23 protein-coding genes and 2 pseudogenes are annotated in these 22,154 nt (G+C 60.7%); 13 read left to right on the forward strand and 12 right to left on the reverse strand.

Annotation, left to right across the window (positions count from 1 at the left end; genetic code table 11):
• The first annotated feature begins 2 nt into the window (after nt 1-2).
• From EOA19_RS21135 to EOA19_RS21150, 4 genes are all read left to right on the forward strand, one after another.
• On the forward strand, nt 3-830 hold the full coding sequence (locus tag EOA19_RS21135) for an alpha/beta hydrolase (protein ID WP_128304760.1): 828 nt from the start codon (nt 3-5) through the stop codon (nt 828-830).
• 266 nt (nt 831-1,096) lie between these two features.
• Nucleotides 1,097-1,930, forward strand: coding sequence for a transporter substrate-binding domain-containing protein (locus EOA19_RS21140; RefSeq protein WP_127297129.1), 834 nt, complete (start codon nt 1,097-1,099; stop codon nt 1,928-1,930).
• Between the two features lie 54 nt (nt 1,931-1,984).
• Nucleotides 1,985-2,959, forward strand: coding sequence for an amino acid ABC transporter permease (locus EOA19_RS21145; protein ID WP_127297130.1), 975 nt, complete (start codon nt 1,985-1,987; stop codon nt 2,957-2,959).
• Nucleotides 2,956-3,699, forward strand: a complete 744-nt coding sequence (locus EOA19_RS21150; protein WP_128304714.1) for an amino acid ABC transporter ATP-binding protein — start codon at nt 2,956-2,958, stop codon at nt 3,697-3,699. The genes EOA19_RS21145 and EOA19_RS21150 overlap by 4 nt, the downstream gene beginning before the upstream one ends.
• Nucleotides 3,700-3,909: 210 nt before the next feature.
• Here the strand turns inward: EOA19_RS21150 and EOA19_RS21155 are convergent, their stop codons facing one another.
• Nucleotides 3,910-4,233, reverse strand: coding sequence for a DUF1127 domain-containing protein (locus EOA19_RS21155; protein ID WP_128304715.1), 324 nt, complete (start codon nt 4,231-4,233; stop codon nt 3,910-3,912).
• A 152-nt stretch (nt 4,234-4,385) separates the two neighbouring features.
• Here EOA19_RS21155 and EOA19_RS21160 point away from each other — a divergent pair, with 152 nt between their 5' ends.
• On the forward strand, nt 4,386-4,634 hold the full coding sequence (locus EOA19_RS21160; protein ID WP_128304716.1) for a helix-turn-helix domain-containing protein: 249 nt from the start codon (nt 4,386-4,388) through the stop codon (nt 4,632-4,634).
• 307 nt (nt 4,635-4,941) lie between these two features.
• On the opposite strand, the gene EOA19_RS35925 is transcribed toward EOA19_RS21160, so the two are convergent.
• From EOA19_RS35925 to EOA19_RS21185, 4 genes are all read right to left on the reverse strand, one after another.
• Nucleotides 4,942-5,559: an XRE family transcriptional regulator gene (locus EOA19_RS35925; RefSeq protein ID WP_128304761.1), complete on the reverse strand. Its 618-nt coding sequence runs from the start codon at nt 5,557-5,559 to the stop codon at nt 4,942-4,944.
• 162 nt (nt 5,560-5,721) lie between these two features.
• Nucleotides 5,722-6,867 carry an RHE_PE00001 family protein gene (locus EOA19_RS21175; RefSeq protein WP_164892986.1) on the reverse strand — a complete coding sequence of 382 codons (1,146 nt, stop codon included), beginning with the start codon at nt 6,865-6,867 and terminating at the stop codon, nt 5,722-5,724.
• 214 nt (nt 6,868-7,081) lie between these two features.
• Complete coding sequence (locus tag EOA19_RS21180; RefSeq protein WP_128304717.1) at nt 7,082-7,513, reverse strand: plasmid maintenance toxin (PemK-like); 432 nt, start codon at nt 7,511-7,513, stop codon at nt 7,082-7,084.
• A gap of 9 nt (nt 7,514-7,522) precedes the next feature.
• Nucleotides 7,523-7,822 (reverse strand): type II toxin-antitoxin system Phd/YefM family antitoxin, encoded by a 300-nt coding sequence (locus tag EOA19_RS21185; protein ID WP_128304718.1) that lies wholly within the window; start codon nt 7,820-7,822, stop codon nt 7,523-7,525.
• 83 nt (nt 7,823-7,905) lie between these two features.
• On the opposite strand from EOA19_RS21185, the gene EOA19_RS21190 reads away from it, so the two are divergent.
• Nucleotides 7,906-9,078, forward strand: coding sequence for a tyrosine-type recombinase/integrase (locus EOA19_RS21190; protein WP_128304719.1), 1,173 nt, complete (start codon nt 7,906-7,908; stop codon nt 9,076-9,078).
• Between the two features lie 151 nt (nt 9,079-9,229).
• Here the strand turns inward: EOA19_RS21190 and EOA19_RS21195 are convergent.
• The 7 genes and pseudogenes from EOA19_RS21195 to EOA19_RS21230 form a co-directional block, all read right to left on the reverse strand.
• Nucleotides 9,230-9,692: pseudogene (locus tag EOA19_RS21195) on the reverse strand (RES family NAD+ phosphorylase); the annotation flags it as partial.
• Nucleotides 9,689-10,119 (reverse strand): annotated as a pseudogene (locus EOA19_RS21200) (DUF2384 domain-containing protein). The pseudogenes EOA19_RS21195 and EOA19_RS21200, both read right to left, overlap by 4 nt.
• Before the next feature lie 88 nt (nt 10,120-10,207).
• A complete protein-coding gene (gene repC / locus EOA19_RS21205; RefSeq protein ID WP_128304720.1) occupies nt 10,208-11,413 on the reverse strand; it encodes a plasmid replication protein RepC in 1,206 nt (401 codons plus the stop codon).
• Nucleotides 11,414-11,568: 155 nt separating this feature from the next.
• Nucleotides 11,569-12,534, reverse strand: coding sequence for a plasmid partitioning protein RepB (gene repB, locus EOA19_RS21210; RefSeq protein WP_127296707.1), 966 nt, complete (start codon nt 12,532-12,534; stop codon nt 11,569-11,571).
• 77 nt (nt 12,535-12,611) lie between these two features.
• The gene (gene repA / locus EOA19_RS21215) at nt 12,612-13,814 is read right to left on the reverse strand and encodes a plasmid partitioning protein RepA (RefSeq protein WP_128304721.1); all 1,203 of its coding nucleotides are present in this window, start codon (nt 13,812-13,814) and stop codon (nt 12,612-12,614) included.
• 1,217 nt (nt 13,815-15,031) lie between these two features.
• Nucleotides 15,032-15,211, reverse strand: coding sequence for a hypothetical protein (locus EOA19_RS21225; RefSeq protein WP_245486246.1), 180 nt, complete (start codon nt 15,209-15,211; stop codon nt 15,032-15,034).
• A gap of 109 nt (nt 15,212-15,320) precedes the next feature.
• Entirely contained in the window at nt 15,321-16,529 is a 1,209-nt protein-coding gene (locus EOA19_RS21230; RefSeq protein ID WP_128304722.1) for a site-specific integrase, read from the reverse strand.
• Nucleotides 16,530-16,653: 124 nt separating this feature from the next.
• Here EOA19_RS21230 and EOA19_RS21235 point away from each other — a divergent pair, with 124 nt between their 5' ends.
• The 7 genes from EOA19_RS21235 to EOA19_RS21265 all read left to right on the forward strand — a co-directional run bounded on the left by EOA19_RS21235 (nt 16,654) and on the right by EOA19_RS21265 (nt 22,139).
• Nucleotides 16,654-17,607 (forward strand): DUF1403 family protein, encoded by a 954-nt coding sequence (locus EOA19_RS21235; protein ID WP_128304723.1) that lies wholly within the window; start codon nt 16,654-16,656, stop codon nt 17,605-17,607.
• 2 nt (nt 17,608-17,609) lie between these two features.
• Nucleotides 17,610-18,305, forward strand: coding sequence for an SMC-Scp complex subunit ScpB (locus tag EOA19_RS21240; RefSeq protein WP_128304724.1), 696 nt, complete (start codon nt 17,610-17,612; stop codon nt 18,303-18,305).
• Nucleotides 18,302-19,222: a hypothetical protein gene (locus tag EOA19_RS21245; protein ID WP_128304725.1), complete on the forward strand. Its 921-nt coding sequence runs from the start codon at nt 18,302-18,304 to the stop codon at nt 19,220-19,222. The genes EOA19_RS21240 and EOA19_RS21245 overlap by 4 nt, the downstream gene beginning before the upstream one ends.
• Nucleotides 19,206-20,117, forward strand: a complete 912-nt coding sequence (locus EOA19_RS21250) for a toll/interleukin-1 receptor domain-containing protein (RefSeq protein WP_128304726.1) — start codon at nt 19,206-19,208, stop codon at nt 20,115-20,117. Before EOA19_RS21245 ends, EOA19_RS21250 begins: the two co-directional genes overlap by 17 nt.
• Before the next feature lie 64 nt (nt 20,118-20,181).
• A complete protein-coding gene (locus tag EOA19_RS21255) occupies nt 20,182-20,535 on the forward strand; it encodes an antibiotic biosynthesis monooxygenase (RefSeq protein ID WP_164892987.1) in 354 nt (117 codons plus the stop codon).
• Nucleotides 20,535-21,359, forward strand: a complete 825-nt coding sequence (locus EOA19_RS21260; protein WP_128304728.1) for a hypothetical protein — start codon at nt 20,535-20,537, stop codon at nt 21,357-21,359. Before EOA19_RS21255 ends, EOA19_RS21260 begins: the two co-directional genes overlap by 1 nt.
• A gap of 276 nt (nt 21,360-21,635) precedes the next feature.
• Nucleotides 21,636-22,139 (forward strand): hypothetical protein, encoded by a 504-nt coding sequence (locus tag EOA19_RS21265; RefSeq protein WP_128304729.1) that lies wholly within the window; start codon nt 21,636-21,638, stop codon nt 22,137-22,139.
• Nucleotides 22,140-22,154 lie beyond the last annotated feature (15 nt).

Below are 22,154 nucleotides of genomic sequence, written 5' to 3' on the forward strand. Positions count from 1 at the left end.
CCATGGCGCGCTCCGGCCATCTCGATGTCGAGGGCGTGCTGCTCAACTGGCGCCTTGAGGGTGAGGGCGGCGTGCCGCTGGTCTGCATCCATGGTGTCGGCTCCTATCTCGAAGCCTGGAATGGCGTGTCGGGCCAACTGAAAGATCGCTTCGCGGTCCTCACCTTCGACCTGCGCGGTCATGGCCGTTCCAGCCGGGTAAAGGGCCGCTACGAGATCGACGATTTCGTCACTGAGACGCTGGCGCTGGCCGACCATGTCGGGTTTGCCACCTTCAATCTGGCCGGCTTCTCGCTAGGTGGCCTCATCGCGCAGCGCCTGGCGCTGACGCATGCCGAGCGCCTGCAAAAACTGGTGCTGCTGTCGACGGTTGCCGGCCGCACGCCCGAGGAACGGCAAGCGGTGCGTGGCCGGTTGGCGGCACTGATGGCGAACGACGCCTCGGCGCATCATGCCGCCTCGCTGTCACGCTGGCTGACGGAAGACTTTCAGGACAAGAACCCGGAGGTCATCGCCGAGCTGCGCCGGCGGGATGCCGAGAACGATCGCGACTGCTATGCGGCGGCCTATCGTGTTCTGGCCGAGACCGATTTCGGCGGCATCCTCGACCGTATCACCTGTCCGACGCTGATCGTCACCGGCGAGGACGACCAAGGCTCCAGCCCGCGCATGGCACGGCTGATGCACGAGCAGGTGCAAGGGTCGCAACTCGCCATCCTGCCCGGATTCCGCCATTCGATCCTGGTCGAGGCGCCGGCACGGGTTGCCGCCGTAATGGGCGATTTCCTGCTGGACGCGGGCCGCGAAAAAGGGGCCGGCGCCGATGAATAACAGCCTTCGCAATGCGAAAGAGAACACCGGACACCAGGCACTGCACGACACGTCGCGGGCAACAGGCCGGCACCTTCCCTGTGATCGCGGGAATGGTGACGGCAAACATCCTCTGCGACATCGGAAGACCGTAATGGCCGCGACGTCGCTAAATCCGAGGGCCTTTGGGAGAGGACGCCGACCTGACCGGCACGAAATTGCGAAGTCACGACCGGCTGAACCATCGTGACCGCAAGGGAACTGAACAACAACAGGGGAATACGCACATGACAATCTGGAACAGACGACAAGTGACGATGGCCGCGGTGGCGCTTACGCTCAGCGCATATCCTGCTCACGCAGGCGCGGTGCTCGACCGCGTGCTGGCGGCCGGCACGCTCAAGGTGGCGACCGATGCCAACTGGGCGCCGCAGTCCTTCGTGAATGCCAGCAACGAGCTGGACGGCTTCGATGTCGACGTCGCCAAGGCGATCGGCAAGCACCTCGGCGTCAAGGTCGAGTTCATCACGCCCGGCTGGGACATCATCACCGCCGGCCATTGGGCAGGGCGCTGGGACATACATGCCGGCTCGATGACGCCGACCAAGAAGCGCGCCGAAATTTTCGATTTTCCGGCGGTCTACTATTACACACCGGCGGCCGTTGCCGTGCACAAGGACAGCAAGGCCAAGACGCTGGCGGACCTCGACGGCAAGGTGGTCGGCGCCACCAGCACCTCCACCTTCGAGGCCTATGCCAAGAAGGATCTGACACTCGATGCCGCCGGCGCGCCGTCATTCGAGTACAAGCTCAACCCGAAGGAGGTCCACTCTTACGAGAATTCGACGACCGCCTTTGACGACCTTCGCCTCGGCGACGGCGTGCGCTTGGATGCGGTGGTCTCTTCGCTGCCGTCGATCCTCGATGCCGAGAAGGCCGGTTACCCGATCAAGCAGCTGGGCGATCCGGTCTTCTACGAGCCGCTGGCGATCGCCATCGAACGCGGCGATCCCGAACTCTCGGCCAAGATCGCCGACGCCGTGAAAGCGATGAAGGAGGACGGCACGCTGAGCAAGCTTTCCGAAAAATGGTACGGGCAGGATTATTCGAAGACGAACTAGCCCCTTCAAAGGCGGCCTGCCCCCGGCAGGCCGCCGAACACCCGGTGCTTAAAGATGCTCTATCCCGATACCGTCGAAGCTGAAATCCTCGTCCACAAACCCTGGTTCGTGGCGACGATGTTCGGTGTCGTTCTGCTGCTCTTCATGGCTTTCAACATGTCGGCCACCAGCTTCGCCGAACTGATGCGTCCGGTGATCGGCGAACCGTCGGTGAGTGGCCTCTACGGTCGCTTTGCCATTGCCTTCGCCATAGCGATGATCTTCACCTTGAACGTAGTGCTGATCGGTTTCGCGCCGCTCAAGTTCCAGATCGGCATCGTCTGGCTCGAATTGCTGCTGCTGTTCATTGCCTTCTTCGAGACCTTCCATCTCAGCCTGCCCTTCATCAGCGAGAAGCTGCCGTTTCTAATCAGCCAAGGCGTTGTCACCACCCTCTACGTTTCGGCGATCTCGATTGTCATCGCTTCCGTCATCGCGGTCGCCGGCGCGGTCGCCAAGCTTTCCAGCAATGGCTTCGCCTACGCCATCGCCAGCTTCTACACCTCCTTCTTCCGTGGCCTTCCGCTGCTCATGCAGGTCTACCTGATCTATCTCGGCTTGCCGCAACTTGGCTTCGTCATCAATGCCGTGCCTGCTGGCATCCTGGCGCTTTCGCTCTGCTACGGCGCCTACATGACCGAGATCTTCCGCTCCGGCATACAGAGCATCGATCGCGGCCAATGGGAGGCGTCGCGCTCCATGGGCTTCGGCTTCGCGCTGACCATGCGCCGCATCATCCTGCCGCAGGCGCTGCCGGTCATCATTCCGCCGACGGGCAACCAGTTTATCTCGATGCTGAAGGATTCCTCGCTGGTCTCGGTCATTGGTGTTTGGGAGCTGATGTTCCTGGCGCGCACCCTCGGCCAGAAGACCTTCCAGCACATGGAGATGCTGATTTCGGCCGCCATGATCTATTGGATGCTGTCGATCTGCCTCGAACTGATCCAGGCGCGGATCGAGCGGCATTACCATAGGAGCAAGGTCAGATGAGCGCTCATGCCATCATCGAAGCGCGCAACCTATCGAAGTGGTACGGCGCCTTTCACGTCTTGAAGGACATCAATCTGACCGTCCAAAAGGGTGAGCGAATCGTCATCTGCGGGCCCTCAGGTTCCGGCAAATCGACGCTCATCCGCTGCTTCAATCGCCTGGAGGCGCATCAGGAGGGCGATATCACCGTCAATGGCATTGCGCTGCATGGCAAGATGGGCAACGTCGCCGACGTCCGCTCCAACGTCGGCATGGTGTTCCAGCATTTCAACCTGTTTCCGCACATGACGGTGCTGATGAACTGCATGGCCGGCCCAATGTGGGTTAAGGGCGTGCCGGAAAAGGAGGCGCGCAAGACCGCGCTGAAATTCCTCGAGCGGGTTCGTATTCCCGAGCAGGCGAACAAGTTTCCTATCCAGCTGTCCGGCGGTCAACAGCAGCGTGTGGCGATAGCCCGCAGCCTGTGTATGGAACCGGCTGTGATGCTGTTCGACGAACCGACCTCCGCCCTCGATCCGGAAATGGTCTCGGAGGTGCTGGACACCATGACGGAACTTGCCCGCGACGGCATGACCATGGTGTGCGTGACGCATGAGATGGGCTTTGCCCGCGCGGTCGCCGACCGCGTCATCTTCATGGACGCCGGACAGATCGTCGAGGAGGGCACGCCTGACGCGTTTTTCGGCAACCCGCGCCATGATCGAACGAAATTGTTCCTCAGCCAGATCTTGAAGCATTAGGTCCCAGGAAAGGCTGCTTTTCCGGTCGAATTTCGGGAACCGGAAAGTCGGCTCTCGGCACCAAAAAATCTACCGGTCAGCAATGTGCCTTAACTCGACCAGAGAGTTCAATTTTGCGGTAGTGCGAATGGAGACATCGCCGGCGACCACGCCGGACGCCGCGGTTGCGCCTCAAAATCGTTGTTAAAGAATGCCCCCGAATTCGGCTGATCAATTGCCGCCCTCAAGCGGCTTCCGCCCCCGGGGCTTTCCCTTCTCACCAATTTCCCGTCTGGTTCTGCGCTGCACTCTTAAGCGCGCAAGAGCGGATCTATCGAAGCTGTCGGCGCAGGCCGACTCGACGTCTGCTTTGGTCAAGCCAACGTCGCGCAGAAGGAAGTTGGACAGGTGACCAAGCCCACGCTTTATGTTGCGGCGGGTCCGCCACTCACGGACAAGGGCCAGCAGCCGATCGAGGGGAGGATCAAGAAAAGTGCGCGGCACGCGCCGTGCGGTCTGGCCTAGTGTCGTTTGCGTAATGTTACGCCAGGTCATGGTAGCCTCCTTTGGGGGATGCACGAATGACGACCACCATCATGGCAGAGCACGGGAAGGCGCCAGCGCATCTTCGGAAGCGCACCGCTTCAGATTGTGAACTGGTCTTAGAGCTCCGCAAGGCCTAACCTGCGGCAAAGGAGCGGTCAGCCATGACGAGACGGCCTTACGGACTGGTCTGCCGGATCTCGCACGCCTGCGAGTTCCTGGAGCCCCGCTGGACGATCCAAATCCTGACCGAACTCTGGAACGGCTCGACCCGCTTCAATGACATTCGCAAGGGGGTGGGCAACGTCTCGTCCGCCCTCTTGTCGAGGCGGCTCAAGGACATGGAAGCGTTGGGCCTGGTCGAGCGTGTCGAGGACGGGGCGACGGGCGCCATCTGCTATTTCCGTACCTAGAAGTCGATAAACCTCGAGCGGCGATGACGCGTTAGCGGAATGGGCGCAATGCAACATCGAGGCGGAGATCGCGCTCGGCGACGTGGATCTTTCGACCCTCATGTGGGCTGTGCGGCGAAAGATTGACTTCGCTGAGCTGCCGCGGCGGCGGGCCGTCATCCGCTTTCATTTCCGCGACGATCCCCCACCGAAGTGTCCCCCCGGGATAGGTGCTCCAGTAGATCCGGCCGAATGTCCGCCCCGCTGATATGGTCTCGATTTCGAGCTTTGCGGCCGCGAAATCGGCTGGAGGTGGAACGCCGGGCATTCAGTCGAAATCGCCCCTGGCCATGCCTTCCGCCGCGGCCAACACCGAGGCGTCATCGCCTTGCTGAAGGGCTCGAAGGCCGGTCCGCCCATCGAGGGCGCCATGGCGCGACACCAGAAACCGATAGACAGCCCAGGCACTGTTGCCGAGCGTCTCATGGAGCGCAGGCAATGTCCCGAAGGGACGACCGTCCCTGTCGAGTTGCCAGACAGGAAAACGGAATCCGCGTTTGGCGCCATCGATCCCGAGCACCTGCCCGCTTTGCCGCCTGGCGTTGACCGTCACCCGCGACGTGCCAAGCAGCTTGGCGAAGGCTTCAGCACTCAGCATGTCCTCGCCGGCGACAATTTCGGCAACACGCTTGCGGCCACGCGCGCGCGCTCCGGCAAGAGCCGCCTCGAGCTCGGCATCGGGCTTGCCCGTGTCGTCGACGGGAAAGGTATCGACCGGTTGCTCCTCGACCGGCGTGATCGTCTGCGCATCGGCGGCCGGGTCGACTTCGACCCGGAACGATACGCGGTGGCCGATCTTGCGGCTGCGTGCGATCGCTTCCTGATAACGTTCAAGCAGAACCTTCTTGAAGTCTGCCTGTGCCGGCAGTTTTGTGGTGAAGCTCAGGGCGGCGACTCCCGTATGCGAGCGGTCCCGCTATGATTGTTGCGTTTTGAAGTGGCCATGACGACAACCTCCTGCTGTCACCAATATGGTTACAGATCGAAAATTCGTCAAGTTGGATAAGTTCGTAAGCCCTATAGAATCTTACGGCGAATGGCTGCGGACCTAAACAATTCCCCACGCCCGAAACCTTCCCCTGCCCGTCATCTCGCGCAGACCAAGCTCGCCGATCAGGTTGAGCGCCCCCTGCTTTGTCACCTTTAGCCGCTCCTGGATCATTCCCGTCGAGACGAGCGGCCGGGACAGCACCAGCTCGACCAGGTCGGGCAGTTTCGAGCTGGCGCGCCGTTGTTTGAGCCGCCGCTCCATCTGGCTTTTGGCCAGCACCAGCCGATCGTGTTCCTTCAGGCCAGCCACTGCTGCGTCGTGGATGGCATCGAGCAAGGCGAGCAGCCGATCGCCGCGACTGCGCGCCCGCCTCCGCTCGCGCGGAATGTTTTTCGCGCCGAGATGCAGGCAAGCGAGATGGTGGGCGGCGAGTCCTTCCTGTCGCAGCAGTGCAGCCACGAGCAGCGGCCCGAGCCACGTGGCATGCTGCAGCACCTCGATGTCCGACCAGGCTTCGAGCAAGATTGCGGCCTGCAGCACCGACGGCCACTCCCGCGTTTCCGCGAGCACGGCCTGCCATTCGGCCAGCCGTTCTTCTTCATTCCAGTCGAGATCGTAGATCAGGCCGTTTTGCGGCTCCGGCCGGTCATGTCGTGACATTTCCTCCTTTCGACCAGGCACGTCGGAGCCGCTGAGGATCTTCGACGAGCGAGCTAAAACAGCATCGATCTCGGCAAATTCTTCGGCCAGCCGGTCGGCCTCGGCGTCATCGCGATCGTCGGCTTCAAAGGAGCTGGCTCCAGCCCCCTCCCCGTCCCGGCTTTTTTGGCCCGCCGCCGGCATGGCGCCGCCGCGACCGGTCAGCGCCAAAAAACCGTCGCGGCTGAGCGCCCAATCCGGTTTTTGCGCAAAAATCCGCCGGCGGGTTCGCAGCACCGCGTGCGCCCGGGTGAGTTCGTGGGTCGGGGTGCGGATGTCCATGTGGGCGTCGTGCAGCACGAGGTCCTCGAGGTGGACGAGTTCGCCCTCGAGCCAGAGCGCGGAAACCGCGTCGGCAAAGTGCTGGCGCTCGACAAAGCCGTCGCGCACCGGCGAACGGGCGACCCGCTCGTCGAGTCGCACCAAAACCTCGGTCGCGCGGGCAACCGGCCCTATCAGGGTTTCCAGGGGCAGTTTGTCGAGCGTGTAAGCCATTGTTTTCATGATGGCTGATTCGCGTTGGTCAAGCTAGTGGGCGTCTACCTGGACTTACGTCGTATTTCTTCAGGGAGAAATAACACTACCGATAATCACCTCTTATCGATAGTGATGGCCTTGGCAGCCCAAAGGCGCTAGATTCGGCGCGAGCACCGGCCGCGAGGGCGGCAGAAACCCGCTTGGAAGACGCCTTATGGAGACTGCCCCTGCCCTGCCGACGTCACGCCGTACGCGACGTGCTGGTGTGCGCCTGGCCTGTCGCGATGGCGACAAACCGGCGCTTGACCGCGGCAAACAACGCGGGCGGCAGCGGCCCGTAATAGCCGCTCTCCGTCTCCAGCGGCCGGGTGTCGGGGCCTGGCCAGGCGAACCGGTTGCTTTCCGTCAAAACGATCCACGACCGCTCGCCGTCAAGCCGCAAGCGCAGCTTGACTGCGGTCGGGATCTCGATGGCATCAACGGGAACGGACGGCGGCGTGTGGGTGATCGGCAGGACGCGGACGACCGGAGTGCCGTCCTCCTGCATGGCGACCAGCGCCAGCACCAGGCAGGGCCGATCCTTGTCGCCTTCTTCGCGGCCCTCGCGGTGTTGCCAATGCCAGAGATAGGAATAACGGAAGACATGGCCGACCTTGATTTCAGCCGGCAGCATTTTTTTCCGTCAGGCTTTTTGCCCCGGAGGATTTTGACCCAGAGAGTTTTGCCCAGAGAGCTCGTCGTTAAGATGGTCAAAACCCGGCTCCATTTCGGAGGCTTCGACCGCAGCGATTTCGTCCGCGCTGAGCTCCGCTGTCGGTTCGACCCGCCGGTCGCGCTTCGACAGCCGGACAAAATCCTCGTAGGCCAGCAGCACGGTGCGCGGGCGGCCATTCTTGGTGATGATGACCGGATCGCGGACCGCAGCATCCTGATAGGCGCCAAAGTTTTTCGAGACGGCGGCGGCGGTGACGGTGGTGGTCATGGCCAAAACTCCTTTGTTCCGGAATATACGGGCTTTACGGGCTTTTCGCAAATATCGGGCGGTAACCAGATGGAACCAAGCCAATGACAGGGCAGCTTGCCAACGCCAAGACCGCTGAAATCGTCGCGAGACGGGCCGAAGCCCTCGACGCGCTCGATTCCGTGCTGCCCTTCGACCGTCGCGATTTTCTCGCCGGGCTTTTGACCGATGACGACGTCGCCACCCTGCGCCATCTGGCTAAAGAAGGCATCGGCGCAAATTCTCTGCGGGCGCTGGCCTCCGACCTCGGCTATCTTGAGGCCTGGGCGCTCGCCGCGACCGGGCAGCCGCTGCCCTGGCCAGCGCCGGAGGCGTTTTTGATAAAATTCGTCGCCCACCATTTGTGGGATTTCGCGAAACGCGAGACCGATCCAGCGCACGGCATGCCCGAAGACGTTGCGGCGACGCTGAAATCCCAAGGGCTTTTGCGCAGCGACGGACCGCACGCGCCCGCCACCGTGCGCCGGCGTCTGTCGAGCTGGTCGACGCTGACCAAATGGCGCGGTATTAGGGGAAAATTCAATGGGCCGGGGCTGCAGAGCGCCGTAAAACTGGCGGTGCGCGCCAGCGCCCGTCCCCGCGGCCGCAAGAGCAAAAAGGCGGTGACCGCCGATATTCTGGCCGTCATGCTTAAAGCCTGCGCCGGCGATCGCCTCGTGGACGTGCGCGACCGCGCCCTTCTCATCACCGCCTTCGCGTCGGGCGGCCGCCGCCGCAGCGAAATGGCTTCGCTCAGGTTCGAGCAGATCGTCGAAGAAGAGCCCGTGCCGGCCAATCCGAAGAATCCCGACGGCGATAAGCTGCCGTGCCTGTCGATCCGACTTGGCCGCACCAAGACTACACAAGCCGAAAGCGACGCGTTCGTTCTGCTCGTCGGCCGTCCGGTGTTGGTTTTGAAGGACTGGCTCGAGCGCGCCGGCGTCACCGAAGGCGCTGTGTTTCGCGGCATCGACCGTTGGGGCAATCTTGAAAAACGCGCGCTGACGCCGCAGGCGGTCAATCTAATCCTGAAACGCCGCGTCGCCGAGGCCGGGCTCGACCCAACGGCGTTTTCCGCCCACGGCCTTCGCTCCGGCTATCTCACCGAAACCGCCCGCCGCGGCATTCCGCTGCCCGAAGCCATGCAGCAGTCGCAGCATCGCTCGGTGCAACAGGCGTCGAACTACTACAACGATGCCGAACGCACGCTCGGGCGAGCGGCGCGGATAATCGTCTGAGTCGCAGATCGATCCGACACATCAAAGCTTACGGCTTCAGCTCCAGGACTATTGGTTCCGAGACAGCCGCGCTTGTCGCGGCGAGCGCGCGGCCTCGGGTTGCAGCCGACAGAAAGCCTCTCCTGTTCTCCGTTACGCGCCAAACAGCCAGCCTGTCCCAGTAGACGGGCTGGTGCAAACCTGTCTGGATCCTCGAAAACTCCGGATGCGCCGGATTGATCAGCACATTGCAATCGAGACGCGCCACGACACTCGGCACCAGCAGGATGACGCTGCGCCGTTCTAAACACCAGGTTTCGCCAAATGCCTTGCTCAACGGTCGCCGGCATGGTGTCCCAGCCGGGCAGTGACGGCTGCAAAAAGACCTTGTAGCTGAGTTCGCGCGGGATCGTGATTTCGATGTCGTGCTGGTTGGGCGGCAGGCGGCCACTGCCATGTACCAGCTTTTCCAACAGGACCGTCGAATAGTGCTCGCTCGTGTAGATGATAGGACATCCGCGGGTGTTCCATCGCCCTGGCGATTGTCGAACCGGTCGCATCCAAGATCGGTAGGTGCCGGCCGGACCACCGATACGAAAGGACGATAGCCTGCGATCGAGAGTCTGCGCCGTCACGCAGCCCTGCCGTACTTCAGACCTGCGAGGATATCGACCATGATGTCGGCGCCAAACTCGCTCAGGATAACGATGTCGATCGGTCGCTTGTCCTCAATCATCGGGTGCGGCCGAAACAAGAAATCCGCGCTTCCTCTTCGTTCTGCCAGACATCGACAGCAAGACTCCAGACGCGGGCCACGCGGGCCAATCGTGTGCTCTCGTCCGACGAGAGACGATGTGCCGCCTTGCGCCGCTCGTAGGTCGCCTTGGAGATCAGTCGGTATTTGAACTGAGAATCGCCAGGCGCCAGAAGATGCGCAACGCGCTCGAGCGCCCCGATGGGAAGTCCATTCTCGATCCGGGAGATCAGCCCGAAAGGCGACAGCGACGCCACCTCCTCAATGGGCAGCCCCAACACGTCGGCGACATCTCCAAACGCCAGCATCTCACGCTCCATTCCATGTGAGGGAAAACATCGTCTCACATGATGCGCTATGCAAGCCCCGCATCAGCGCGGACCGATCCGCCAACGGCTACCCGGCCATTTTTGCTGTCACAGCGTTCGCCTTCAACGCCGCCATCAGCATAGGCCCGACCGAAAACTCCCCTGCCCTTGCCTTTTCGGTTAGAACCCGCAGGTAGCCGCCCGCCGAGTTGATGTGCTGCGCCCTTTGCAAGATACAGGCAATCACGATGGCGGCGGTCTCCTGGCCCATCACATGGCAAGCCTCCTCGTATGCTGAGGGCGAAATACCAAGGTAGCCTCGTACCTGGACGGCGGTAATCATCAAATCGCGCCAATTTCCGATGTCTTGCACGGCATAGTCTGAAATTTCCGGGCAGGCTTTCAGCACCAGTCCGATCGGATAGCTCTTCGGTTTCTCGGCGGCTGCCTGGCTTGGCTCGACCGCCGCCCTGCTTTTCTCCAAAGCCGGTTCAAAGACAAAAATGGAGTCTGTGTTTGAATCAGATTGCTGCCGCTCATTTTGGGACTCATTGGCGCTAGGATTCATGGAATTCATGAAGTTTTCCAGCATCATATCCACTTCGTCATGAAGTCTGGTCAGTTCGGCAACGATTGCCTCCAGTTCGGACAGCCCTGCCCGTCGCGGGATTGCATCTACAATGGCTCTGAACCGTCTCCAGACGGCCTCCCAGTTGCCAGGAACGCCCTCCTCGATCGCGGCCTCGACAAGTTTGTGAATGTCGCGACGATGGAGGGTTATCCGCTCCCTCATTAGCCTGAGCGCCTGGCTGTCGGCGCGCACCTGTTCGGCAGCACGCTGAAACTCAGCGGCCCGTGTCAGCAGCGGCGCCAGTGAGAATCCGAACGCCTCCTCAATGGCGCCACCCTTCCCTTTCCGGGCGAACCTTTTGCCATTTGGACTGTCGCGGCGGATGATCAGGCCGCAACTCACCAGCTCGGCCAGTTGTCGCCGCAATGTGGAACTGGGCATACCGTGTGTGCGCAGTGACAACTGTGCGTTCGAGGGGAAGACCATCAGGCCGTTTTCCTCGCTGATCTGGTCGTCCGGATAGAAGGACAAGAGCCCGCTCAGCACGGCCAGAGCGCGATCTCCCACACCTACGACAGCCTTGCCTTCGCACAACCAACGATAGACCTGCCACTTCTCGACGAGGGCTCCATCAGGAATCTCTCGTGATGCCGCGTTCGCTTGCACCAGCGCAAGCGTCATCGGCCGCCGCCCAAAGGGCGTCGTTCCATACCCACTCTCCATTTCCCTCACCTTTCAATCAGGCAAAAGAAATCTGCTCGCCGAAACGGCACCACGACTCTTGACAGTGATTCGGGGAAGTGCGATTCTCAGCTTGCTACAGACTTGAGAAGGGCTTCCGCGACGGTGACGTTCGGGGGCCTTTTTCTTTTGCGGTCTTAGTCTCCTGTTTTCTTCGCCATTTCCGACTCCCGAAAAGCTTCGAAAAGCTCATCGAGCTTGCCGGCAATGAATGCGCCGAAGGGCGACGCTTCCTTGGATTTCAAGGCAAGCGTGAACACTTTTCCCGTGTCGGTGATCTTGGCTCGAACTGATTTATCCTGGGGTACCCAAGCCCGCTCCTGGGGCTTCGATGCCGCCTGCGGGCGCTTCACCGGGGCGCTCACAAAGTCGAACAGACGGGCAAAACGGGCCTCACCGCCTGACTGCGCGAAATCCGCGATTGCCACGCACTCGGCTGCCCTCGCCGCAGCACCAGGATGCTCCATGAGCTTGGCAAGCTGCCACCAGCGGTCTCGGCCAATGCCCTTGGCCGCACCCACCGCAACAATCACCTGCTCTGGAATGGTGCTGATCACAGAACGCATCTTCGAGAAAGTCGTGTCGTCGAGCGAAAGAGCTGATTTCACTGTATCCGGGGAATGGCCTCGCTTGAGAATGCGGTCTGCAAAAAGCGTTCGCTCAATGAAGGACAAATCGGCTCTGGCGGCGTTCTCCTGGCCTTGGGCGATGACATGGTCCCTATCGTCCATCTTCTTGACGACGGCGCGGACCGGTCGGTCCAACTGGCGCGCGACCCTGACACGCCTGTGGCCAAAGACGGTTTGGAAGCGGCCCGAAACCTCGGGGTGAGGCCTGACCAGAACCGGCGAATCCTGCCCTCTCTCACGAATAGCTGCCAGCAGTTCCTGGAAAGCCTCATCGTCATCGTCCATGCGGTCGGAAACGAATGACGTATCGACCAATGCCGGATCGAGATCGACGACCGAACTCTTCGAGAGTTCCTCGAACGACTGCATAATCGAGCGGGAAGCGCCGCGAGCGGCATAGGCTGAGACGTCCTTGACGTTCGCGACCGACGCCGCGGGGCCCATAACGCTGCCAAATATGTCCTTGCGTGCCATTCAATCGCTCCGATTCTCGGTTAGTCGACTGATTTCACGACTGAAATTCCCATTATTTACTGCCGTAAAACCCGCCGTCATGACCGCCCCCATGCGCGATGGATGAGCGTCGCGATCTCGGAGTTCACCGCATCCAGTGATTCCAGTGCGCGGTCGTAGGTAGAGCGGGTAAAGGACGACTTCTCGACCTCGTAGAGTGTCTGTTTCGTCAGCCCCGCATCCGAAATGGCCGTCGACTTGAGCATCGGATTTTCGAGAATCTGGCCAGCCAGCATTGACTGCATGAAGCCAACCATCTGCGCCTGCGGGATGTCTGTCGGTTCGTAGCGCGTGATCAGGTAGCGAAACCAATCCAGCTCTATTGCTGCACCGGCTGCCTTGATGGTCTTCAAGATGCCGCCGAGCATCAGCAGGAACTGGCTCATGGACATCAGGTCGAGCATTTGAGGGTGAACCGTGATGAGGACAGATGTCGCCGCCGACATCGCCGTCAAAGTCAGATAGCCGAGTTGCGGAGGGCAATCGACAATCACGACGTCATAGCGGTCGTCCACCTCCGATAACGCCCCTGCAAGCCTGGTGAAGAACTGGCGACCTACGTTCGACGTTCTGTCCTGCATGGCGAGCGGCGTATCGTACTCATACTCCTGCAGTTCAAGACTGGCTGGAATGATATCCAGACCGGGAAAATTCGTCGGCACGATCACGTCGGAGATCGACTTGCGCTCGTCGTCATAACGGATCGCCTCATACACAGAGAGGTTCCGATCAAGTTCCGGCTGGAAGCCATGCAAGGCGGACAGCGAGGCTTGCGGGTCGAGATCGACGGCAAGGACGCGATGGCCCGTCAGAGCTAGATGCTGGGCGAGGTGGGCGGCGGTGGTTGTCTTGCCGCTGCCACCCTTGAAGTTGACGACAGCGACAACCTGGAGCTTGTCGCCAGGCTTGCGGTGCGGGACGTATTTCTTGACCTCGGTCCTGCCGTGTCGGTCCAGGAAATGACGCAGCTCAAGCATCTGCTCGGCGGTATAGGATCGGCGTCCCGACGGTATCTGCTCGGGCAGGGGGCCCTTGCGTTCCAGATGGAGGCGCTTCAGATTGTTCTGCGATACTCCGAGATAGTGGGCTACCTCCGCCATCGAAAAGGACCGGAGGGTCTTGGTCGCATTGGGCGGGAACTTCTCCATACGAAGCTGATTCAGTCGCCGCGATATCTCTTCGCCCTGCTCGATGATCGTGTTATCGAACTCGAAGCGTGGCAGCCGCATGGCAATGTTCATTTCTCGTCAAAACCTGAATTGGCGCTTTTTGTAAGCAATCCACTCAACAAGCGCCATTAAGCTCCGATTCGGCCAACCGCGGCAAGAAGTTTTAGGTTAACAAAAGGTCAACGAGCCCGAGGCGCTTTTTACTGCCGGTTGCAGCTGAGGTCATGAAGCCAATGCTCATGTGCGGAAGCCCATATTTGTCCCGCTCTCCTGAGCTAAACACATGTTTTCTCTGCAACAAAGGCCATTTTTTACGGCAGTAAAGTCATACTTGTCGGGCAGGGACTGCAAGCGGCCGCACGCGGAACACGGCCGCCTAGATCTCAGTCGAGGTCGGGGCAGGACCGCTGGGCGCGCCAATGGCCGCCCGGAGTTCAGATCACCGTGGACGTGGTCTGGACGCTCGCTCGCGAGAATACACCGGGTTGGGGAGGGGATGCCGGCTCGAGCCGACATTTCTGGACTCGCCGGACTGACTGACGCATTCCCTTGGTGTAGGGCGATAGCGGTGTAGTGCCGGCAGGCACGTCGGGGCGGGCACGTGCGCAAGATCACTTTCAGACTGCTCGCATCTTCATGTTTAGGGCCCGCCTATGTGTGAATTGCCAAAGAACATCGATGCTGACGTGGTGATCGAGATCAGTAAGTTGCTCGATGAGCATCCTCACATGGTTCCGGTCAAGTGCATAAGCTCGCCGGGCTGGTTCGCCAAAGGGTCAAGACCGGTTTACCCGATCAATCCATTGAAGAGTTGGTCGTCGAATGGCCACGACACGCCAATTGGCAATGGTTTTCGATCTGCCAAGCCACGAGAATGTCGTGCCGCTCCCAGTGAGACGATAGGATGAAGACAGCGGGCATCCTCGCCGCTGATCGCGGTCCCTCAAGAAACTCAGTTGCTGGCCGAAAAGCCGTGGGCGGCAGTTCGCTGTCAAATCGATGCTGTGGCGGCGCTCACGCCCCAACCATGCTGGCAGGGTGACCGGATGCAAATGTGGGAATGGCTGGTGTCGGCATGCCAACTCTTGCAGGAGCGCCCCCGAAAAGAGGAACCGGCCGGCCATTGGCCAACGGTGACCTCGGATGAACAATTTTGGCGGCAAATGTAGCGGACGACAAAGTCCAGGCACGAATCAGACATGCCGGAACCAGGGCAATCAAACGGTCCTCTTCGGATGAGGGCGAGATGCACGGCCGGGCGGTTTAGTGCCGGTCGGAAGGTGAGGGCTTCACCGGCCGCCTTGCGCCGGCTCGCGCTCGGTAAGAAGCGCCAGCAAGGCCGGATTGATATAGAGGTTCTCGCGACCAGCCTTGACTTCTTGCAACAGGCCATTGTCGACGAGGGCCTTCAGATAGACCGATGCCGCCTGTCGTTTAGCTATGCCGGATTGCCGTTGGCATCGACACATCGCCAAATCATGTCGATAGAACCGCAATCTGTCGACATATTGTGATTGCAGCAAGGCGATCGCGCGAACGGAGGTTATTGGTAGGGGCGGGCTCCCTCTAAAGGGGCGTTTACAGCCCGCTTGCCTTGGTGAGGTTGATCCGAAACCGGTCGCGCCGGCACTGATAGCGACGGGTCATCTCCGCGGAGGCATGGCCAAGCTGTTTTTGCACATATCGCTCGTCGACCTCGGCCGAGGAAGCGAGGCCGGCGCGCAGCGAATGCCCAGAGAATTTGGTCCCGCGCTCGCCTTCCGACAGATCGCCACGAACACCGGCAGCCAGCGCGGTGCGCTTGACCAGCCGCGCCACTTCCTGGGAGTTGAGCCGCTCGGCACCCATGGCCTTGCCTTGGCCAGTGACACGGCGGAACAGCGGTCCGTGCGCGATACGAGCGTGTTTCAACCAGGTCTGCAGGTTGACCACCGGGCAGGTGGCGTCGGAGGAGCCGCGGCCGATCTCGACCTCGCGCCAGCCGGTTTTTCCCCGCAGCGTCACCAGCATGCCTTTGTCAAAACTCTCGATCCAGCCCGAAGAATCTTCGGTCTGATCGCGGCCAACATCGAGGCCGACGATTTCCGAGCGACGCAGGCCACCAGCGAAGCCAAGCAGCAACATGGCGCGATCACGAAGGCCACGCAGGGTGCCGCGGTCGAGGGTTTCCAGCATGGCCATTAAATCCTCGGACAGAATGGCTTCCTTCTGCAGGGGAGGGGAGGCGTGGGTGTTGCGGATACCGGCCAGCACGGTGGCGATGTGGCGGTGTTTCCTGTCCAGTGGTTGGCCACGCTGACTATAATTCCAAGACAGCGAAGAAAGGCGGCGCTCGATCGTCGCCACCGATTTTTTCTCCCGACCAGATCCCGAGGCTTGCGCGGTGATGTAAAGGCCTACGGTCTGAGGATCGGGCGGCAACACCTCGATGTTCTGGCGGCGCGCCCAGGCGCAAAAATGCTTCCAGTCGGCGGCGTAGGCGCGCCGGGTGTTGGCGGAGCTAGCCGCCTCAACGTAGTCGCGGGCGCGATCGGCGAGTTTTCCCAGATGCGCCGGCAGGCCAAACGTTGGCTCCGAACCGGACGCCGGCAGCGGGGCAGAGGACTTTTCGCCATTCTCGGGATCGTGCGCGGTCTGGCTCACAGCGAGCACGACACCGACAATATCAAGCAGGTCGTCGGCCGACGTCTGCGCCGCGAGTTGATCGACATCGGCCCCCGTGCTGTGGGACAATGCGGAGCCCTGCTGAGGGTGATTTCTTGGCTTCTGCTCGATGAAAACAGCCATTTCTCACTTAGAGAGCAAAACGAACGATAATGCAACATTATCATTCGTTTTGGATGGCCGACAGGTGGGGCGGTTACGCATGGATTTGATAGCGTAAACCGCCGTCGTCTGCTAGCGTTCGACGATGAAGTCTCGTCTTGATTTGCCACCCGACCATCGCTCCGTAGTGCCGAAAGTACCGGCATGGGCGCGGCCGCGTGGCGACGTTCAGCGCGACGTCGATGCCGGCTATCTCGCTGGTGCGGCAGTGAATTCGCTCGACAATCTGGTCCGCAGTTCCCCTGACTGGGCTGGAGTGTGGCGCCAGCGGCTCGCCCTTAAATCGGCCAGCGCCGCAATTCGGCTGCTCGGTCGCAGGGAGGAAGAAGGCGCTCTGCGCGACGCCCATTTTTTCCGGGCTGGAGGGGACAATCCTGGACCAGCAGGGAATATCTTGCTGGCTTGGCGCCGCTTGGCCAGTCGGTCAACCGGGCTGGACGAGGCATCGGTGCGGCCGGTCGCCGAGCATCTGGATGTAAAATGGGATGACGCGCTCGCCGAGGTTCTCAGCAACGCCGAGGATCTGGCGGCTTCGTCACGGCCCGCGCCCCTATTAGGGGCAGAGCTCGCCGCTGAACTCTATAGGGCCCGCCCAGACGCTGAGCTTCTGGCCTTCTGGCTTGCTGACGCATTGGTGGCGAAGAAGCACCGTTGGCCCGTCGCGGTTCCCTTGTTGATGGGTCAGGTGAATTCCGTCGCTTTCAGGATCGGCGAGGGCCGTCGGCGTGTGCGTCCGGGCGGCGAAGGATGGGGTAGGGCAGTACTGGTCGCCTACTGTATGGCTGCGGCTGAAGCCTGCGATGTCGGTGCCGACTTGGCTGGTCGCGCCGCGCACCTGGTCGAGGTCTCGCCGAAGCTGCGGGCCAAAGGCGCCGGCGAAGTGGTGAAGCTGTTGTTGGACGACGACGCCGTACCGCCGTCCCGATCGGGCGCCGGTCTTACCGACCGCAGCGCTCGTCGGCTCTTTGAGCGACTAGGCGAACTCGGGGCGGTGCGCGAGCTCAGTGGCCGCTCGACCTTTCGGCTCTATGGATTGTGACCATGGCCAGGCGCGCAAAGCAGTACGAGACCTTAGAATTTGATCCCGAGCTGTCCGAGCTTCCTCCGGAGGCTCGGTGGCGGGAATGGATGAACCGCGTGGAAGCCGTGATCTTTTCCGCGCCTCAACCCGTCGAGCGCCCGGAGCTCACGCGGATCGTTGGCCGCGACGCCAACATCGACCTCTTGATCGAGGACATCAGAGCAGACCTGCAGCGCAAACCCTATGACGTCGTCAATGTTGCGGGCGGCTGGCAAATGAGGACGCGGCCGGCCTATGCGTCAGTCATCGCGGCGTCGGCAGCATTACCGGATCGGCGGCTCGATCTCACCGAAACCGAGGCCATGGTGCTGGTGTCGATCGCCTATCATCAACCGGTTACGCGCGGCGGGGTTGCCGACATCTTGGGCCGCGACGTGTCGCGCGACGTCATCGGCGCCCTGCGCGACAAGGACATGATCACCGCTGGCCCGCGCAGTCCAACACCAGGCGCCCCGTTCACCTACGTGACGACCAAATCCTTTTTGAAGCACTTCGGGCTCGACACCCTCCGCGACCTGCCCGACTTGGAGGCACTCGAGGACGCGGGCTTACTGAACGCGAATAGCAGTGCGGCCTCGTTCGCCTCGATCGTTGACACGGCTGAAGACGATCCCGACGATCAGAACGAGTTTGACGATCAGGGGCCCGCCACATGACTGACACCCCGGACACGGCGTCATCGACAAGCCAATTCACCGCGATCAAGCACGACATCGTCAAGGAGCTGTTCCTTAAAACTGCCGATCAAACATATGTGGTGGCCCGGTGGTGCTTCTTGAACGGCCTCTACCTGGACTTCTACTGGAACGCCCTTCACGCCTTAGAGAAGTACCTCAAGGCCGTGTTACTCGTGAACGGCCGGTCAGCCAAATCGGCGGCCGACGGCGCTGCCTATAGCCATGACCTCGTGAAGCTTTATGAGACGGTGCGGGCGATTGGCTCGGACCTCCTTCCGAGCATCCTCATCCGGCCGGACGAACTGCAAATGCGCTATTGGCGGGACGAGTCGGTCGACGACTTTTTGGAGCGTTTGAACGACCTGGGCCGAGCGGAAAACCGCTACAACATCTTTGGGTTCTCCCAGCGGCCCGAGGACCTGCATAAACTCGACATGGTGGTTTTTGCGGTTAGGCAACTCTGTGTGCCCTTGGACGCTCCGTTCTGGGGTCGCCGGCAAGACGCCCCGAACGACAAGACGTTCCGCCAGATGCTCCTTGACCATCCAAAGGCGGTGCTGCGCAGAGTGGGTACCAAGTTCTACGATCTTATCGGACGCAAGGGCACCGTCGCGGTCCGGGATGCTGCGCTTACCCATAATCTGCCATTCGCACCGGCCGATTTTGACCATGGCGGCCTGCGTAGCGGTTCGTCGGCCGACAACCCAGTCCTCTATCGACGCCTGATCGTCTATGCGGAGAATGGTACCCAAAGCGCGCATGACGCGGTGGGCCTGGCGGGGGTCTGCGACTGGCTAATCGAAAACGTTCAACTATCGCCGGCCGTCAAGGCAGAGATCCACACGGCCAAGACCAAGCTTTTGGCTCAAGCGAGAAGGCATGCTCAACGTGACTGAAAAGCCGGACGTGTTCATAAGCCATGCCTCGCCGGACAAGGCCACCTTTGTGCGACCGTTGGCCGAGGCGTTGCGCAAACTTGGTGTCGCCGTCTGGTACGACGAGTTCTCGCTCGAGCTCGGCGACAGCATCTCACAGCAGATCGATCGCGGCATCGCGAACTCTCGCTTCGGCATCGTCGTCGTGAGTCCGGCGTTTATTTCGAGAAACTGGACCCAGCATGAGCTCCACGCGCTCGTAAACCGCGATGTCGATCAGGATATCCGCATCCTGCCCGTCTGGCACGGAGTGACAAAAAAGGAAGTCTCTGACTTCAGCCCATCTCTCGCTGACAAGGTGGCGATCGACACCAGCCACGTCGACGCGATGGAGGCGGCAATACGCATTTTGCGCACCATTCGGCCCGACCTCTATTCCGCCCATCCGAGAGCCGAGCTCGAGCGATTGGCGAGCGGTGCCGCCATTGCCGAACTGCAGGCAGAGATCGAGGGCCTTCACGCCGAACTCGAGGAGTATCGGTGCCCCTATTGCGGCGTAGGCCTTTCAACGCGGGCAGATGCCCCCATGGACGACGAGCAGAAGAATTGGGATGTCGTTGAGGTCTTCGACTGTGGCTTTCGACACTTTGGCGGGTCGGTTGATCGCCCCTGTCCTCAGGATCCGCGATTTCCTAAGTTTGACGACTACGAAGTGGTCATTTTGTCGAAACAGTTGAGCGGAGCCGAAGGCGTTACGGCAATGGCCCGTCCCAAGACCGACATGGCGAGAAAGCTTCGCCTCAACGCTGGTGTCGGCGCCACCGAACAAGAAGCTCGGGCTAGACTACTAGCTCAGTATCGTTATGCGGCAGGTGAGATTTCGAACGCCGAATGGTTCAAAGCGACCGTGGGCTAGCAATCTGCGATCTATGATGTGGCAACGCCGCAACGCGGCGGCACGGTGTTCTTGGAGTTCAGTTATGACAGTCATCGCTCTCATCAGGCGGGTCGCCAAGGCTGGCCATGTCGATCAGTTCCTTGCCGCTTACGAAAAGGAGCGACCACGCGGGCAGCCAGGCTTCATCACCGAGTATCTTACGCGGGTGGAGGGTGCAGACCTTCCCGGCCTACGGGAGCTCGGACTGCTGCATCCCAGTGCCGACGGCGTGGCGTTCCTCAACGTTGCGTTCTGGGAAACAGAGGAAGCCTTTATCGCAGCTTTCAATCCCCAGCCCGGCTTCTTTGACCCGACAACTGAATGCGAGCCACGCAAACGCGCGATCCTCCAAATCGAGACCATGGCCGGCGCCCTGCCACCGAAGGCTAACGGCTGATGACCGCCCCAGACGAGGAATCAATTCCGGAGAACGGGCTCGGCTACGATGACCTCATGGAGGATCGGGACTATCTGTTCCGGCTCATCAACACCATCGACTGGGAAGCCCAGCTCCGCGCGATTAAAGGCGTGCTCGGCCGCAACCGGGCGGCTTCGCAAGCTGTCTCCAAAGCCATCGACGATCTGCAGCACGAAAGCGAGACCTACCGCGGACCTCATCATGAGCAGATCGTTGACGAGTGGGTCGATGCCGTCTCGAGCGCGTCCTATAGCGAGGCGGCAAACAGCATGTCCGCGATTGGGATGATTGTGCCGATGCTGGAAAGCATCCACTCGCAGGCGTTCTACTCGCTTGGCGAACTCTATGCAGCCAAAGGCATGGGGCCGCCGGCCCATAAGCGATGGGACCGGGCGGTCGCTCATCCCCAACGCTGGAACTGCCAGGTCTACTTCGATGCCGATGGCACCGCGGGAACCGACATCATCAGAGGCATTCGGCAGATATCGGCAGCAACCGGTCTAGCGCCGTTCCTCGCCAGCGATACGGCGGATTGGATCGATGCCATGCTCACATATCGAAACAAGATGTTTCATGGTGGTTTCGAATGGTCACTCGAGCAGCGAACACGATTTGCCCGCCAGATTGAGGCGCGGCATTGGGAGCATTTCTTCAGCGCCGCTACGACGGACGAAGAGCCATGGATTTTCTATGTCCGCAAGGAAGTGATCGCGGAGATGCCGTCGCGCATTGAGGCTATCCTCGACAGCTGGGGCGCCTTTGTAAAAGGGCTTCCCTTCGAATTGGTGGCCATCAATAACTAGCATATCCAGCTGCCGTTGAAGGGACTTTGACCGTTCCCGAGGTGCAGGAGATAGATGGGGGCGTCTTCTGGGTGGTCAAACGGCCCATTCAACTATTTGGAGACGCTGGCTAAAAGAGTGTATTAGTAGACACGTCGGGTCCCCGAGATATTGAACAACGACTGCGATCCCGGCCTTACCGAGGGGTCTCACGACGTGGTCAAGCGGGCTGATTGGAAATTTGAGCAGGAAGCTGCTTGAAGAACGTCTTTGCAATAAGCGCTATGGGGAAGCGGCTTGGGAATTCACTCGGATCTGGTCAACCAAACCAAGAAATACAAGGGCGAGCTGCACGAGTTCTCGTTGAGCATGACCCAGTGGCGAAAGTTCAAAACAAAGTACAAGCTCACTTGGCAGAAGACTCGTTTCGACGAGGCGAACCACGTCCACATCCCAAAAGAGCGGGGCATATACGCTTTCACAGTCGAGCTCTCGCCCAGCAAGCTGCCCCAGCATGGCTACATACTGTACGTCGGCATTACAGGTGACACTTCGGCGGCAACCTTGCACAGCCGCTACCGGCAGTATGTGGCTAACCTGAAGAAGGAGGACGGGAGGCCAGCCGTCTTCTTCATGCTGAAGAACTGGTCAGGCGATCTGTTCTTCAACTACGTTCCTTTGGCCGGAAGCAGCGTCGATCTCAGCAAGATGGAAAAGTCGCTCCTGTCAGCAGTCATCCCGCCGGTCAACAAACGGGACATTGAGGCAACCATAACGGCGGCGAAGGCGGCGGCATTCTGATGGCACCAGCACCCA

Source organism: Mesorhizobium sp. M7A.F.Ca.US.010.02.1.1, from assembly GCF_004023085.1.
Lineage (GTDB): Bacteria > Pseudomonadota > Alphaproteobacteria > Rhizobiales > Rhizobiaceae > Mesorhizobium.

Excerpts from the sequence above, each read along its gene's own strand:
- EOA19_RS21245 (WP_128304725.1), top strand. The coding sequence starts at position 18,302 with ATGACTGACACCCCGGACACGGCGTCATCGACAAGCCAATTCACCGCG.
- EOA19_RS21250 (WP_128304726.1), top strand. The coding sequence starts at position 19,206 with ATGCTCAACGTGACTGAAAAGCCGGACGTGTTCATAAGCCATGCCTCG.
- EOA19_RS21160 (WP_128304716.1), top strand. The coding sequence starts at position 4,386 with ATGACGAGACGGCCTTACGGACTGGTCTGCCGGATCTCGCACGCCTGC.
- EOA19_RS21255 (WP_164892987.1), top strand. The coding sequence starts at position 20,182 with ATGACAGTCATCGCTCTCATCAGGCGGGTCGCCAAGGCTGGCCATGTC.
- EOA19_RS21150 (WP_128304714.1), top strand. The coding sequence starts at position 2,956 with ATGAGCGCTCATGCCATCATCGAAGCGCGCAACCTATCGAAGTGGTAC.
- repC (WP_128304720.1), bottom strand. The coding sequence starts at position 11,413 with ATGGAGAGTGGGTATGGAACGACGCCCTTTGGGCGGCGGCCGATGACG.
- EOA19_RS21180 (WP_128304717.1), bottom strand. The coding sequence starts at position 7,513 with ATGCTGCCGGCTGAAATCAAGGTCGGCCATGTCTTCCGTTATTCCTAT.
- EOA19_RS21145 (WP_127297130.1), top strand. The coding sequence starts at position 1,985 with ATGCTCTATCCCGATACCGTCGAAGCTGAAATCCTCGTCCACAAACCC.
- EOA19_RS21260 (WP_128304728.1), top strand. The coding sequence starts at position 20,535 with ATGACCGCCCCAGACGAGGAATCAATTCCGGAGAACGGGCTCGGCTAC.
- repB (WP_127296707.1), bottom strand. The coding sequence starts at position 12,534 with ATGGCACGCAAGGACATATTTGGCAGCGTTATGGGCCCCGCGGCGTCG.
- repA (WP_128304721.1), bottom strand. The coding sequence starts at position 13,814 with ATGAACATTGCCATGCGGCTGCCACGCTTCGAGTTCGATAACACGATC.
- EOA19_RS21230 (WP_128304722.1), bottom strand. The coding sequence starts at position 16,529 with ATGGCTGTTTTCATCGAGCAGAAGCCAAGAAATCACCCTCAGCAGGGC.
- EOA19_RS21240 (WP_128304724.1), top strand. The coding sequence starts at position 17,610 with ATGGCCAGGCGCGCAAAGCAGTACGAGACCTTAGAATTTGATCCCGAG.
- EOA19_RS21235 (WP_128304723.1), top strand. The coding sequence starts at position 16,654 with ATGAAGTCTCGTCTTGATTTGCCACCCGACCATCGCTCCGTAGTGCCG.
- EOA19_RS21225 (WP_245486246.1), bottom strand. The coding sequence starts at position 15,211 with ATGTGTCGATGCCAACGGCAATCCGGCATAGCTAAACGACAGGCGGCA.
- EOA19_RS21175 (WP_164892986.1), bottom strand. The coding sequence starts at position 6,867 with ATGAAAACAATGGCTTACACGCTCGACAAACTGCCCCTGGAAACCCTG.
- EOA19_RS21155 (WP_128304715.1), bottom strand. The coding sequence starts at position 4,233 with ATGACCTGGCGTAACATTACGCAAACGACACTAGGCCAGACCGCACGG.
- EOA19_RS21190 (WP_128304719.1), top strand. The coding sequence starts at position 7,906 with ATGACAGGGCAGCTTGCCAACGCCAAGACCGCTGAAATCGTCGCGAGA.
- EOA19_RS21185 (WP_128304718.1), bottom strand. The coding sequence starts at position 7,822 with ATGACCACCACCGTCACCGCCGCCGCCGTCTCGAAAAACTTTGGCGCC.
- EOA19_RS21140 (WP_127297129.1), top strand. The coding sequence starts at position 1,097 with ATGACAATCTGGAACAGACGACAAGTGACGATGGCCGCGGTGGCGCTT.
- EOA19_RS21135 (WP_128304760.1), top strand. The coding sequence starts at position 3 with ATGGCGCGCTCCGGCCATCTCGATGTCGAGGGCGTGCTGCTCAACTGG.